15 protein-coding genes are annotated in these 12,579 nt (G+C 36.5%); 12 read left to right on the top strand and 3 right to left on the bottom strand.

The genetic code is table 11. The features are described 5' to 3' along the window. Positions 1-222: 222 nt before the first annotated feature. Entirely contained in the window at positions 223-603 is a 381-nt protein-coding gene (locus C0Q44_RS15680) for a helix-turn-helix domain-containing protein (protein WP_105408210.1), read from the bottom strand. Between the two features lie 363 nt (positions 604-966). Between C0Q44_RS15680 and C0Q44_RS15675 the strand changes: the two genes are divergently transcribed. The 8 genes from C0Q44_RS15675 (at position 967) to C0Q44_RS15635 (ending at position 7,073) form a co-directional block, all read left to right on the top strand. Beyond that, a complete protein-coding gene (locus C0Q44_RS15675) occupies positions 967-1,305 on the top strand; it encodes an ArpU family phage packaging/lysis transcriptional regulator (protein WP_105408209.1) in 339 nt (112 codons plus the stop codon). A gap of 179 nt (positions 1,306-1,484) precedes the next feature. Then, positions 1,485-1,913 (top strand): hypothetical protein, encoded by a 429-nt coding sequence (locus C0Q44_RS15670; RefSeq protein WP_105408208.1) that lies wholly within the window; start codon positions 1,485-1,487, stop codon positions 1,911-1,913. Between the two features lie 135 nt (positions 1,914-2,048). Beyond that, a complete protein-coding gene (locus C0Q44_RS15665) occupies positions 2,049-2,366 on the top strand; it encodes a hypothetical protein (RefSeq protein WP_105408207.1) in 318 nt (105 codons plus the stop codon). A 14-nt stretch (positions 2,367-2,380) separates the two neighbouring features. Further along, positions 2,381-2,734, top strand: a complete 354-nt coding sequence (locus tag C0Q44_RS15660; protein ID WP_105408206.1) for a hypothetical protein — start codon at positions 2,381-2,383, stop codon at positions 2,732-2,734. 1,101 nt (positions 2,735-3,835) lie between these two features. Continuing rightward, on the top strand, positions 3,836-4,177 hold the full coding sequence (locus tag C0Q44_RS15650) for a hypothetical protein (protein ID WP_105408204.1): 342 nt from the start codon (positions 3,836-3,838) through the stop codon (positions 4,175-4,177). A 17-nt stretch (positions 4,178-4,194) separates the two neighbouring features. Next, positions 4,195-4,746 (top strand): hypothetical protein, encoded by a 552-nt coding sequence (locus C0Q44_RS15645; protein ID WP_105408203.1) that lies wholly within the window; start codon positions 4,195-4,197, stop codon positions 4,744-4,746. A gap of 42 nt (positions 4,747-4,788) precedes the next feature. Next, the gene (locus C0Q44_RS15640; RefSeq protein ID WP_105408202.1) at positions 4,789-5,091 is read left to right on the top strand and encodes a hypothetical protein; all 303 of its coding nucleotides are present in this window, start codon (positions 4,789-4,791) and stop codon (positions 5,089-5,091) included. A gap of 1,127 nt (positions 5,092-6,218) precedes the next feature. After that, entirely contained in the window at positions 6,219-7,073 is an 855-nt protein-coding gene (locus C0Q44_RS15635; RefSeq protein WP_105408201.1) for a tyrosine-type recombinase/integrase, read from the top strand. Positions 7,074-7,176: 103 nt separating this feature from the next. On the opposite strand, the gene C0Q44_RS15630 is transcribed toward C0Q44_RS15635, so the two are convergent. Together C0Q44_RS15630 and C0Q44_RS15625 are read right to left on the bottom strand one after the other, a co-directional pair. After that, positions 7,177-8,025: a hypothetical protein gene (locus C0Q44_RS15630; protein ID WP_105408200.1), complete on the bottom strand. Its 849-nt coding sequence runs from the start codon at positions 8,023-8,025 to the stop codon at positions 7,177-7,179. Between the two features lie 986 nt (positions 8,026-9,011). Then, positions 9,012-10,571, bottom strand: coding sequence for a DEAD/DEAH box helicase (locus C0Q44_RS15625; protein ID WP_105408199.1), 1,560 nt, complete (start codon positions 10,569-10,571; stop codon positions 9,012-9,014). A 44-nt stretch (positions 10,572-10,615) separates the two neighbouring features. Here C0Q44_RS15625 and C0Q44_RS15620 point away from each other — a divergent pair, with 44 nt between their 5' ends. From C0Q44_RS15620 to C0Q44_RS15605, 4 genes are all read left to right on the top strand, one after another. After that, positions 10,616-10,879, top strand: a complete 264-nt coding sequence (locus C0Q44_RS15620) for a hypothetical protein (RefSeq protein WP_181151015.1) — start codon at positions 10,616-10,618, stop codon at positions 10,877-10,879. Positions 10,880-11,300: 421 nt separating this feature from the next. Next, positions 11,301-11,546: a hypothetical protein gene (locus tag C0Q44_RS15615; protein WP_105408197.1), complete on the top strand. Its 246-nt coding sequence runs from the start codon at positions 11,301-11,303 to the stop codon at positions 11,544-11,546. After that, positions 11,546-12,010, top strand: coding sequence for a hypothetical protein (locus tag C0Q44_RS15610; protein ID WP_105408196.1), 465 nt, complete (start codon positions 11,546-11,548; stop codon positions 12,008-12,010). Before C0Q44_RS15615 ends, C0Q44_RS15610 begins: the two co-directional genes overlap by 1 nt. 38 nt (positions 12,011-12,048) lie before the next feature. Then, entirely contained in the window at positions 12,049-12,549 is a 501-nt protein-coding gene (locus C0Q44_RS15605) for a hypothetical protein (protein ID WP_105408195.1), read from the top strand. Positions 12,550-12,579 lie beyond the last annotated feature (30 nt).

The raw sequence follows: 12,579 nt of genomic DNA, 5'->3' as shown, positions 1-12,579 counted from the left end.
CTTACCTTCTTCAAGATCAGGAAAATTTTCCTTACCCTTACCGACATACCCAATTTGTCATAGTTTTTCGGGAATCCCCGAACAAGTCCATATATATCAACCATTTCACAAACTACCCATATGACCAATTTGACAAGTTCTTGTCAAAAGTTATCCACTGAACGCAATCTGATGGCAACTGAGATGGTTGAATTAGGTATGTGGACAAATAAAAAAAGACTCCTATTCAGAGTCCTTCAATGCTTTCCTTCTCATTTCATTTATGATTCGTTCCTGTGCTTCTAATTGTTCTGGAGTCATGCTTGCAAATAAATCCTGCAATTTCATTCGATCAAAAGGAATTGTTTTTTCTGGATAATCTTCTCCTCTAAGCAACCAATCAACAGAAACACCAAAAAAATCTGATAACACAATTGCTATATCGACATTTGGTCTATGCTTATTGTTCTCTAAATTGCTTAATGTTCCAGAAGTTATAGGCTTATAATCAACTATTTTATCTTTTTGATAAACAGGGATAGATAGTTTGTTTGCAAGCTGTTCTAAAGTTAGACCTTTACGAACTACTCTAAGATGATTTATACGTTCACCTAGGCTACTCATGTCCACGCTCCTTACACATTTTCATACATGTCCTCATTATAGCAAATAACTATAAAAGTTATAATATAACTATAAAAGTTATAGTAAACTATAAAATTATAAACCGTGTTGACTTAAAGCTAGGTGTGTGTTTTAATGTAAATACGAACTTAATAAATATAGTATTCTATATATTTATCATTGGAAGCGTACACTATCTGCAACTTTTCATCATCACCAATGTACCAGAACTTGAATTCCATTTCGAAAAGCGAGTCACACCAGCAACAATGTACTGTAACTATTATTCGTGTAACAACTATATATAAAACCTACCGGAAAATTTTCCGGAAAGTAAATCCTATCATAGAAAGGTGTGTTGGCATGGTAATAAAGAAAGTTTTGCCTGAGATCGATGTCAAAGCAATATCTTCAGTCATGAGTGAAATTTTTAAACAGTACGTAATTTGTAAATGCACTGTCTCTAATCCAGATAGAGAGCAATACCAGCGTGATGTTGAGTCTGCTGTGAACTTATTGGCTGACGAAGAAAAGGATTTGATTACACACAAGTTTATGGTGAGTGAATACATAAAGGATTATCAAGTCTACAATTTTATGATTGACCCACCAATATCAAAGGATACCTTTATGAAGATTCGTGCATCTGCATTTTATAAACTTGCAATTCTATTTCAAGAGCGCGGCATATTACAACTATAAGTTACAGGTGTGCAAAATTTTGCACAGGGTCAGAAGGGAGAGATACAGATGTACAAACACGGCAAGCTGATCAATCGTCAATTATGTATACGTACTCGTAATGGTACGTGGGTATCACTGAAATCCGTTGCATCTATAGGTTAACAAATTACCGATATGTTGAGAAAGGAGTTATCACAATGATTATTTACTATTTTGATCAAAAGCAGGATTGGACATTGGATGAGATATATGTTGCTTGCGAAGTTCCTAAAAAGGCATTGAATATTATTCATGGAATTGAAGCACTTCTCACAACTCAAGAGTTGCGTCAACAGTTTATGGCAAGGGTTCCGATTTATCCAACATCTATTCAGGTGTTTACACTATTAAAACATTTCAGACGTGAACAGCTTGAATTGAATCCTATGAGCGATGAAGACTTCAGATATATGTTCCTACTCAATCCGTTAAAGGCACTCACACAATATTTTAAAGAACTGGTTTCGCCTGTATGCGTTGAACGTATGAGGACATATGGTGTAACTATTGAGCATCTAATCGAGCAACGAAAGCTGAACAGACACATTCATGTAGTCAGGGCAATCGGAAATGTATCTCACAATTGATACTATACATAAACACTGTACTGTAACTATGCTCAATGAATTCTTATAACAACTATATGTGGATATTATATTCTCTGTGAAATCCTAGTTTTATTCCATTTGATGGACAGAAGAGAACGGAGGTTAACGGAAAAGATGGATGTAAACGAAACGTACAGATTTGACTTTGACAACTTACCACCAGACGAAAAGGCGGCATGGTCATATGATCACTATCAGCTTACTCGTGCTGCTATAGACAAGTATTTTGTTTCCTACGGGTTAGATACTGCTATGATAATCGGGATGATGGATCGTGCAAGAGAGGAAGACATTCGATATCAATCGCTCATTAAAGTAATTGAGGATAAAGTACTTCCCAAGTACAGCAGGGAACTGAATGAGTTAGAATCATTGTTGGCAGATTTATTTGATCTAGTATTGAAACCATTACCTAAAACTAATATTGACTAAGGAGAATGATACATATGGAATTGGAATTGAATCTCAATAACCAAGTGCAACCGATGATCGTTAATCGTATTAAGGGATTACTTAACCTCCCTGAACTGGATAACGAATTGAGCCGGAGCATACTGGACAAGTTTGACTTTTACAAGTTATGTTGTTTAGTAGAAACAGCATGGGAAGCATCGATTAAAATGATGGCTGATTCTACACCTGAACTTGGACGAGAAAAGTCTCAGAGATTGGTTAGTTACTTGGAAAGTGATGAAGCTCTAGAGCATTTGCTTAATACAATGATGGGTCACTTTGAAAAATTTATTGTGGAGTGCTATATGAGAACTAATCAGCTAACTGTATCGTATTTAAATAATTAACTGTTCCAGAGGAGAGGTGAACGAGATTCCATGTATGGTAGAGACAACTTGTTTGACACAATAATGAGCCTGAGACATACGGAAATTCCGTATAGGTCAGCAAGAAACAAAGGTTATCAACCCAAGCCAAAGAAACAACGTAAGCCTAAGCCTATAACAATATCTGATTCAAGGTATAGTCATTTAGTTGCTGAAGGATCTAGGTTAGACATAACAATTGAACGTAGGATGGAAATACGTGAGGAGTTAACATTGATTAGGCAACAGAAACGAATGATGATGAAAATTGAATACCACATGTGAGGATGGCACAATTGGGTGCTGTCCTTTTTTGTTGTAATGTTCGTTTTTTCAATATAGACAATTTTGTCTACATTGGTTTATTGCCTATTATCGATCTGATTTAACCAATAACACGAACAATACTTCTCCTCGAAATCGCGGTAAACCCAGTTACCCTCAGTTTGGGGGCTACTGAGTATCCGTCAATTTGACGGTAACTGAGCAAGGCGACCATTGGTCGTGTTGAAAGTGTTGTACGTGGTGTACAACCGTTTAACGCTGTGTGAAACCTTATCGAGCATATCCTCGTTAAACAGCTATAGTGTGGGTTCAAACCACATCGTTAAACTGAGAACGGAAATATCCGCTTTCTAACTTCAAAGTTAAAAAGAGGTCGGGTTCAGGTTGAACTTGAGTCGACTAGGCGAAAATGCCGACTCGTACGAGTAAGGTACATCGTGTACCTGACATTTCGAAATCCTCAATTTAATTCTCAATTCCAGAATAGAAATGAGTTAAACAAATACAAAAACAACCAACGGAGAATTCCGTTTGTTTAAAAAATTCTAATGTCGTGAATCCCGACAATTGAGATATGGTGAATCACCATGTCCGAACAAACCTGCACGAAAATCGGGTAGGTTGATATAACGAACGGTAAATATTACGGTCTGCTAATGTTGATTCGATTATAACGAATCGTTATATTCAGAATTGCCGACATCGGCAAATATCTAAGGCACATCAGAATATATCGTCATCACTACACAACGTTGTTAGTGGTATAATATTCCTACCATTACATAAGGAGTGATATAGATGAATGAAGCAACAATGTCTAGCTTGATTGATATGATTCAAGATATGAGAACGAAGGAAAAGAAGGTTGAGGATGCATTAGAAATGACGTGGAGTGTGTACGATCACTATATGTCGGAGCTTGAACACATCATATTGGACTCAGTTGGGATGCCTAGGGACAACACCGTTGAGATGACAGAATTGTATGGTGACCCAGAAGGATATGGACATGAGGATACATTTTGTAGGGATATTGCTGGAGACTGGTTCTTTGATTACAGTGAAGGTGAACTTAGTAAAGAGCAATTGATAAAGAATGTAGTGAATTGGAAAGAATTCTATAATAATTACAAAGGGTAGAGTGGAGAGTGCAAGCGTTGGACTGGATAAAGTCTGTAATAACAAGTGTAATATTCACAGGTATTGTAGTGCCTATAGGATCGGTCTTTATTGGTTGGTCACTTGCAAATTGGAGGGCAGACAGAAAAGAGAAGAAAGATGAGCAGATTCAGCGTTTGAAGCTATTGAAAATGCTACAGTATGAGCTTGTTACTACTCTGGCTTACTACAGTGAAAACAAGAAGTATTATTCAAAAGAGACTATGACAGGCAACTTGATTATTGATAGCCCACTGTTTAATGTAGACGATCATGAATTATTCATGAAAGGTGTCTGGGAGCTATTAAGAGCATATCAAGATTTAAACACAGCCATTGATTCTGTCCCTAATATGTTTAGTAGCGTCCAAGGTTTGCATATCCATAATGAGATGAATCCTAGTGCATTTAAACCTGAGGGTGCTGAATCAAAATTTTTAAATCAGACCAATCAATACATTGACAAGATAATGGATGAATCCACGATGTATATTATTGATGCTGCTAAACCATTACTAGAGGAAGTAAATAGGTTGATAAGCCGTATTTAGTAGAATGAGAAATTGCTATACTCTTATAAGGAGTTGACAGATATGATAGTGATTAGTTTTTTAGATGGAACTGATATTACGATTACAGAAGAGACTGTGTTAAATGGATTTAGGAATTTCTCTCACGATCCCGAAAGGGAATTCTATATAAAAAAAGTATTCTCCAATTCAATCAATGGAAGTGAGACAAAGGAAGCGTCTAGACTATCAACTGATGATAAAAAGGTAGGCATAATGGGTTTCGTTTTATCAGTCGATTGTTTTTCCATTGGAGAAGAGAGTAATACGCTCTATCGTTCATCAGCAGTTAAATCAGTAGAAAATTCTAACTTTAGCTTCGGCTAACATAAAGCATCCTTCGGGGTGCCTTTTTTATGCAGACAGTATGATTGAGTAGTGCCCAAACTGACCACCACTGAGCACTTCTACTCCGTGATTACCGTTACCCAATTCCACGACTCGACTGGAATTTTTGTGGTGAAAAAGTTGTATCGTAAATTAGTCATGAAAGTAAGGAAAATTTTCCTGACCCTGAGAAAACGTTGATATATCAATGATAATGAGTATATGAGATGCGTAAACAAGTTTGAAAAGTTGCGTAAATAAGTCATCGTTTTAGATAATCCTGTTACTCATACGATACAACTTTTGTAAAACGCTCAAATCCCTTGTCCCGTCTAGCTTTTTTGGCATCTCAATCGTAAATTTATAATTTTTACCAATATGGATGAAACCGTTGGTACGACTGCGTTTTTGGGCTATTCTCGATCACTCCACGATTGTAATTACGATACTAGGGTAATCTGAGGTGGTGTAAAGGTAAAAACCCTTACAGTTACTGCATTTTCTGTAGTCTGAGTGATAAAAATGTATCGTGTACGATTGTATTATGATTAGATGCGACTGTAATACGATAGTTCAAGCATATGAACAATTCGGAAATACGACGATGTCGGCGCATTTACATAACCAATTTTCTCCGACATCGGGGAATTTGAGTATTAGTAAATTCTGACTCGAATCCGAATTTGGTAATCGCGCGTCGACTGGCGATTTACTTATTCAAACCATCGTGAAGTTCAAGACGGTTGAAATGGAACCATCATAAAATTCAGGATAGAGGCGAGTTCGAAATTTTCGAAGTTGTTGTTCTAGCTTGTAACACGATCCCTGTCGACAAAACGGTAGATGTCTGCCGATTATCAAATTGCTCATATGTCGCGATGTCGTGACATTTGAAATCGAACATCGATGTTCAGTTTCGCTAACCTCAAATTGAAGTTCACACCCATATATGTATGGCTCATGTTCATTGTCTCACTCCGAAATATGCATCAATTTATTTTGCAGCATAATATTAATTATGTTGCATTTTGGTGTGTATAAGGGTACAATAAGAGTATGTAATGCAACATAATTTATTGAATAATCACCTTTACATAATGCAACATAATTGATAGGGAGTGAACATAATGATTCAATTGTTTGAGCAGCAACTAATATTAAATGAACTGAGCGCCAACACAATTAAAAGTTACGTACTAAATGTTAGAGGATATATTCAATGGTTTGAGGAAAGTAAGGGAGTTGAATTCAAGAAACTACATAGAGAGAATGTAAAGGACTACATTAGCTACTTGAAAACAATCAAGAAGAACAGTCCAACAACCATCAACGCTAAGATTAGTGCATTGATTAAGTTTAATGATTACCTCATTGAAACGAATGCTCAATCTGAACAGGTGGTAAGCAAGAAGGATATGCTGAAGATACAGAAACAATATGCTTCACTGGCTACAGTTGGTCTTGCTGATGTAGAGAAATTCAGACAACTGGTATTAGAGAGTGAATCTAAGCGTAACTATGCTATCGTTTCATTACTGGCGTATTGTGGACTACGTATTAGTGAATGCTTAAACATTGGGATGAACGACTTTAATCTAACCTCTAGGGAACTGGTTGTGTCTGAGGGTAAAGGGAAGAAACAGCGGAATGTGAATATAGGCAGCAAAGCAAGGACTGCGTTGCAAAGCTGGATCAAAGAAAGAGAAGAGAAGGGTATCAAAGGTGAATACTTGTTTGTCAGCAATCGTGGAACCAAGTTAGATAGAACCGTAATCAATAAGCTGTTTAATCAGTATTCAGATATCATAGGTAAAAATGTAACGCCGCATGATTTGCGTCACTTCTTCTGTTCCCATGCATTGGAGAATGACATGTCAGTGCATGAGGTAGCCAATCAAGCAGGGCATAGCAACATACATACCACGTTGCTGTACACTAATCCAACTAGAGAGAAGATGCTTGCTAAGATGGATAGACTGTAACAATCATTAGCCTAGGTCATGTGCTTAGGCTTTTTGTTATTCAGGAATTAATCCTGAGCATGATCAGATTATGAAATTGATCGGTGAATAAATAGAAGAGGACTCATTTCGAGTCCTTTTTTTGTTCATTCATTTTCTCCAATTCCGAAAGTATATCTTTTCTAACATCTAATTGCTCTTTATTAACTGTTACTTGTTCCTGTTGCAATTCAATACTTTCAAGTTGATTCTGTTCGATTACTGCATTGTGTCGTTTTTGTTCAATGACTAGATCGTCAGTTGGATCAGGGAACAAGCGATTTTCAATGTATAATCCGAAGACTACCCCACCTATTGTGATTATTGTATTGAGCAGAAAAATGAAACCAACAATACTAACTTTGCTTCTACTTAAATTAATATTGGCTCCAGTTTTAGACGACAATAATGCTTCTAAACTTTCTACGTAAGGCTTAAACCTTGAAGATATTTCGGGGTTATCTTGCAACTCTTGTTCAAACTCATTTATATTGTGAGTAACATCATCTGGCAGATTATCAACGAAAGTTTGAATAGATGATATATCGATTGTCGATAACATTTCTATAAGTCCTTTATATGATGGTGAATTATAAATACCTTCCATAGCTCTGGCAATTCCACTACTCAGATTGTTTAAATCATTAGTGATGCCGATAAACGATGGACTTGAAATAACCCTAGAAATTTCTGAGAATGATTCATTCCATGCCAATCCAGCTTGGTGAGCAGCGCTTGCTAATCCTTGGTGTGCTTCCCAAACTTGATTGTATTGAAACTGAATCCTAGATGATAGACTTACCTGCTCAACCATTCTGGAGATAGATGATTGATTAACCATGTTACTCATTCTTGTAATTGCATTGCTGTGTTCTTCTTGAAAAATAGCCGCTCGTCTTGCTAATTTAAATGACTCACTTTCACCATTTGTCATTGGACACCTTCCTTAAATTATTCGTATATTATAGTATATCACATACATCCCTAAACAAATAAGCCTAACCGATACAATGTCTGATATCTGATATAATAAAGGAGGATACATAAGGCATAAGGGGGTATATTTACACCTAAAAATGAGTCAAAATTTCTAGATAAACCTACAGCACTTATCCTTACACCGCAATGTTATTTGATGATCACGATAGGTGGGGGGTATTAAAAATCCAAAAAGGTGGCTATTTCACAGAATATACGCCTAGCACTTCCACTCCGAGACCATGTTCCAAACTTTGACGATTGAAATTTCTGACCGCCAACATGGCGCGCAGGATACAAATAACCCCCATAAGTAGGAGGGGGATAGTTTGGCATTCAATTATGTATTCAGCGTCTGACGATATGCTTCCCAATAATCAGGAACACTAAATTTCGTATACCCTCTAAACCGAGATAAAGTAAACCAAATGACAGCCACAACGGTTTATGTTGTGGATGAAGGTGAAGCGACAGCCATGGAGTGAAACGGAATGGATCTCGCCACCTATTATTAAGTGCGTAACAATTTAAAATATGTCACTTTAAACTCCTATAAGGGTAATGTTTATATTATAGGAAGTAAAAGTGACATATTATCGGATGTGAATATTGTAATTGTAATGGAAGATAGTAATCAGGAACGATACCATCCTCATTAAATCACTTCGCTACGCTCGTAAACGAATTAATCAGCCTATCGCGTTCCTCTTGGCTACGCCAATTCACCTTCCGATTCAATTTGGTACATTCAAATCCCAAATAAATAATCAATCATTAGTCATAAATGCAGTCGTATCATGGGTTTTGAGCAATTGTATACCTAAACAAATCCTTATTATAAGGGTTTACTCCATGAAAAATATGCAAAATCATCAAAAAACCTATATAAACACTGACTTTTTTTAATTTCAGCCGTTTTCATCTTTGCACTATTTCAAATTATCAATTGTGTTTCGCCAGTGACCAATACGTCTTAGTGTAGTTTGGATTAGGCTCATTATTATCAAGTTTCCGTTTGTTATTCTTCATCTTGTCTTTCACACTATATGGAAAGTTATTCTCTATAAAGTATTCGTTAATAATTCGACATCCACGTTGTAACCTATTTCTACTGTCTCGAATATTGACCTTCTTAATTAACTCTTCTTGTTCCTCTTTATAAAGTTGCTTGCCTACAATACTATCTAAGTAATCTGAAAGTGTAGCTTTTTCATATGTATCGTCCAATATCGTGTAACTATTTTGTTGAAGCTTAGTTTGTAGATGTTTCATGTATCCATTTTCCTCCTGTAGTATATCTTCGTAAAATTTCTTGTCATAGCTTTCCTTAAAATATCGTAATTCGTTGATGACTTTTTCAACCTTGTCATTGTCTACGGTCACAGTGTCATAGATAACTGGACTACTATATTTCCTGTATTTCTTAACATATTCTAGCGAACCATTATCCATCAGATACTTTGCAGGATCAATTATGCGTTCACAGTCTTCAAGTTTTTTATTGATCATCTTGTCTGAGATATTCTTGATTATTACGGTTACCTTATCACTATTATCAGCAATCCTTTTCCTACCCAAGCATTGTATGAGTGTATCTATGTCTTCAATATCGACAATTACATACTTGATTTGTTTGTCTTTGAGGTTGACACCGTTATCCAGTGTGGAAGTTGTGAATAGGAACTTTTCTTCAAATTTCTCTTTTAAAAGCATTTGGCTGATTTTTTCTTTGTCGAGATACTTCTTTTCTCTAGATGTCCCAGATGCAGAACAGACAAAAAGTGAATCCTTGAATATATTATGTAGGGTAAATGCCTTCTTCGCACTCTTGCTGAAACAAACAGCCTTTTGATTCTTAGGAATCGTATGTAGAAACTTTTCTAACACCTTATCATTTTGATAGAAAATTAATTCTTTGATATGACTGTAATCATGAGGAACGTTGTAACTATGATGTTCAATACCTTTGAAACGGAAATATTCTATTGCTCCATCTGCTGTAGCAGACATAAAAATTCTGGTCTTCCCTGATTCGGTGATAATCAGATTGAATGAATCTTCTGTGTTATTGTTAAACTTTGATTCGGTGAGGAAGTAATGGAACTCATCTGACACTATGTACTGGTATTCATTGCTTATTACTACATTTCGTTTCCGTACAACATCCTCGACATTCTGATACAACAGAATCTTTATTACATCTGTCTTATTGTCTTGTTCAATCTCTCGTTGAAATTGTTCACTTAGTCGTGTTCGGTTAAGCAAGAATAATATCTTGGTTCCTTCACGTTTAGCCTTCTCATATAGAGTGTTTTTGATGAAGTATGACTTACCTACACCTGTACCAGCTTCAATCGTGATAATCTCACCTTGTTTCCATTGTTCAACTTCATTGCCTATGATGTCTGTTACTGTGAGTCTCTTTTTGCGAGTCAGTCCATTGTCCTCCTTATAGTTGATAAGATCTTTGGAGTTTAATACACAAATATAATATCTATACACAGGTTAACACAGGTTATTGGATGTGGCAAGTTCCAGTTGAGATTATGGACGTTGACGAGTGGCAAGCCGAATATATGTTGATTGCTGAAAACACTGAGCGCAGAGGGGAAGCAGAACTAGACCCAGTTAGAAAAGGGAGACAAGCTGCGTTTCTTAAAGACTACTGGGATATCAAAAATAACAATAACAACGTAGTTTCTGCTGGACAAAGTGGCCACCAGAAATCCATGAGAGATGTAGCAAATTCTATTGGTGAGTCTGAACGCACCACACGAAGATTAATTAAATACAATGGAAATAAGAGGTGACTCTGTTAGGGTCACTTTATACCAGTTGGGATAGTTGTGCTCTCATTTCCTATTAATTAATGAAGGATATGAGGAAGAGAATCGAAACTGAGATGTCACTATAGTAGAAGAGAAAAGAAATAGTTTAAAACACAAAGATAATGCTTTACAAATTAACTTAGTTTGAATTATATTAAGAGAGTAAGGTTAACGAATTCCAAGACAAACCCTTGGAGCCTATGAATACAGTTGAACGGGGAGGGATGAGATACGAGGAAGGTCAGATATGCGTGGTACAAGTTGATGCAGCGGTTAGGCTGGAAGTGATCCAAGGAGACTAGCAAGGGCAATAGGGATGAAGAAGAGGGAATAAGTTTGGATATAGATTGACAGTAGATAGTGAGAGTCGAAAATAATACATAATGAATGGGGAAATGTGAATATGAGCAAGTTTGATGTTGTTGTTAAGCTCAATGATGGTTTTGAATTTCGATTAGATGGATTGGATGGGAAGATTCTGAAGCTTGAGGAAGCGCAACCTATATTGAACCAAATTTGCACTAATTTTATCACTGGACTAACAAACAATAATCCAATTACTGTTAATGATGAAGATGGTAATACACGTGAATACAAGTTTGAAGATTTGGCTTCCATCACAATTAACTTTGTTGGGGAGGGCGAGTAATGAGTGTTTGTAATATCGTGTTCCTTAATGGTGGGGAAAAAGCTTATATTTCTGCTGATTCTCGGGTATGCGTGATCCGTGGCTCAGATCCAGAACGTTATCAGTTACATGATGATGCTCAAAAGTTACAGTTTTACTCTGGAGGCTTTGCGGCCTACATTAGTGGAAGTATGGATATCGCTGACACAGTAAGTAGTATTCTTCAAGAAACAGGCGAAAATGATATTAATAAAATTGTAAACTTAACAAAAGATGTTTACCGAGCGTATCTACTAAAGAGACCTTATCTCAAAGATTCTAAGTACAACATTCAGGTCGTAATTCCGGGTATCAACGAGGATGGTAAGTGGGGAATCACTTACTTTGATGAGGTCGACAATTTTGAACCAGTAGATATTAGTGCTCACCCCGGTGAAGATTTGGTAATTGGTTATGGTAAGGGCATTGGACGACTGACCCTGTAATTGAACGTTATCTGGGTAAGGAAGATATTGGAAAAGTATTGCTGAAAGCATATGCTGCTGCGGCAAATGAGCAATGTGGAGGTACTCTTACATATTTCGAGTTGGATAAAGAAAATACACAAATGTATACTGCGAAGATTCCAGATACAAAGAAATTGAAACGGTACAAAGATTACTTTCCCGATGCTATCAAACATGGCGAAGGTGACGGAATGACCGCAACAAGTGGCAAGTATCAGGAAGTGAAGTATAACGGAGGCCTATCTCAAACATACTATCAAAGCAATACAGGTCGAGAGAGAAGTGTACTTCTTGATGATTCAGGTATCATAACAACAGCCGATCAGGGAAAATATACTGCCAGAAGCAAAGAGTTTCAATTTATTGCCACAGATAATGGGACATATAGATTGAGTCTTTCTAATGGTTCAACTTTTGAATTAACAACATCAGGTCTTGATATGGACATCCAAGGCGACATCAATATTAAGGCAACTGGCAATATTAAAATGAATGGTGCACGTATTGATTTGAACTAATAAAACAAACATATAGAGGAGAATATACAT

This window comes from Paenibacillus sp. PCH8, from assembly GCF_002968835.1.
GTDB lineage: Bacteria > Bacillota > Bacilli > Paenibacillales > Paenibacillaceae > Paenibacillus.
This window is presented reverse-complemented; position numbering and strand designations above follow the sequence as displayed.

Coding starts and splice junctions, on each gene's coding strand:
- C0Q44_RS15680 (WP_105408210.1), bottom strand. CDS start 603: ATGAGTAGCCTAGGTGAACGTATAAATCATCTTAGAGTAGTTCGTAAA.
- C0Q44_RS15620 (WP_181151015.1), top strand. CDS start 10,616: ATGGACGTTGACGAGTGGCAAGCCGAATATATGTTGATTGCTGAAAAC.
- C0Q44_RS15610 (WP_105408196.1), top strand. CDS start 11,546: ATGAGTGTTTGTAATATCGTGTTCCTTAATGGTGGGGAAAAAGCTTAT.
- C0Q44_RS15675 (WP_105408209.1), top strand. CDS start 967: ATGGTAATAAAGAAAGTTTTGCCTGAGATCGATGTCAAAGCAATATCT.
- C0Q44_RS15650 (WP_105408204.1), top strand. CDS start 3,836: ATGAATGAAGCAACAATGTCTAGCTTGATTGATATGATTCAAGATATG.
- C0Q44_RS15640 (WP_105408202.1), top strand. CDS start 4,789: ATGATAGTGATTAGTTTTTTAGATGGAACTGATATTACGATTACAGAA.
- C0Q44_RS15630 (WP_105408200.1), bottom strand. CDS start 8,025: ATGACAAATGGTGAAAGTGAGTCATTTAAATTAGCAAGACGAGCGGCT.
- C0Q44_RS15660 (WP_105408206.1), top strand. CDS start 2,381: ATGGAATTGGAATTGAATCTCAATAACCAAGTGCAACCGATGATCGTT.
- C0Q44_RS15670 (WP_105408208.1), top strand. CDS start 1,485: ATGATTATTTACTATTTTGATCAAAAGCAGGATTGGACATTGGATGAG.
- C0Q44_RS15635 (WP_105408201.1), top strand. CDS start 6,219: ATGATTCAATTGTTTGAGCAGCAACTAATATTAAATGAACTGAGCGCC.
- C0Q44_RS15615 (WP_105408197.1), top strand. CDS start 11,301: ATGAGCAAGTTTGATGTTGTTGTTAAGCTCAATGATGGTTTTGAATTT.
- C0Q44_RS15665 (WP_105408207.1), top strand. CDS start 2,049: ATGGATGTAAACGAAACGTACAGATTTGACTTTGACAACTTACCACCA.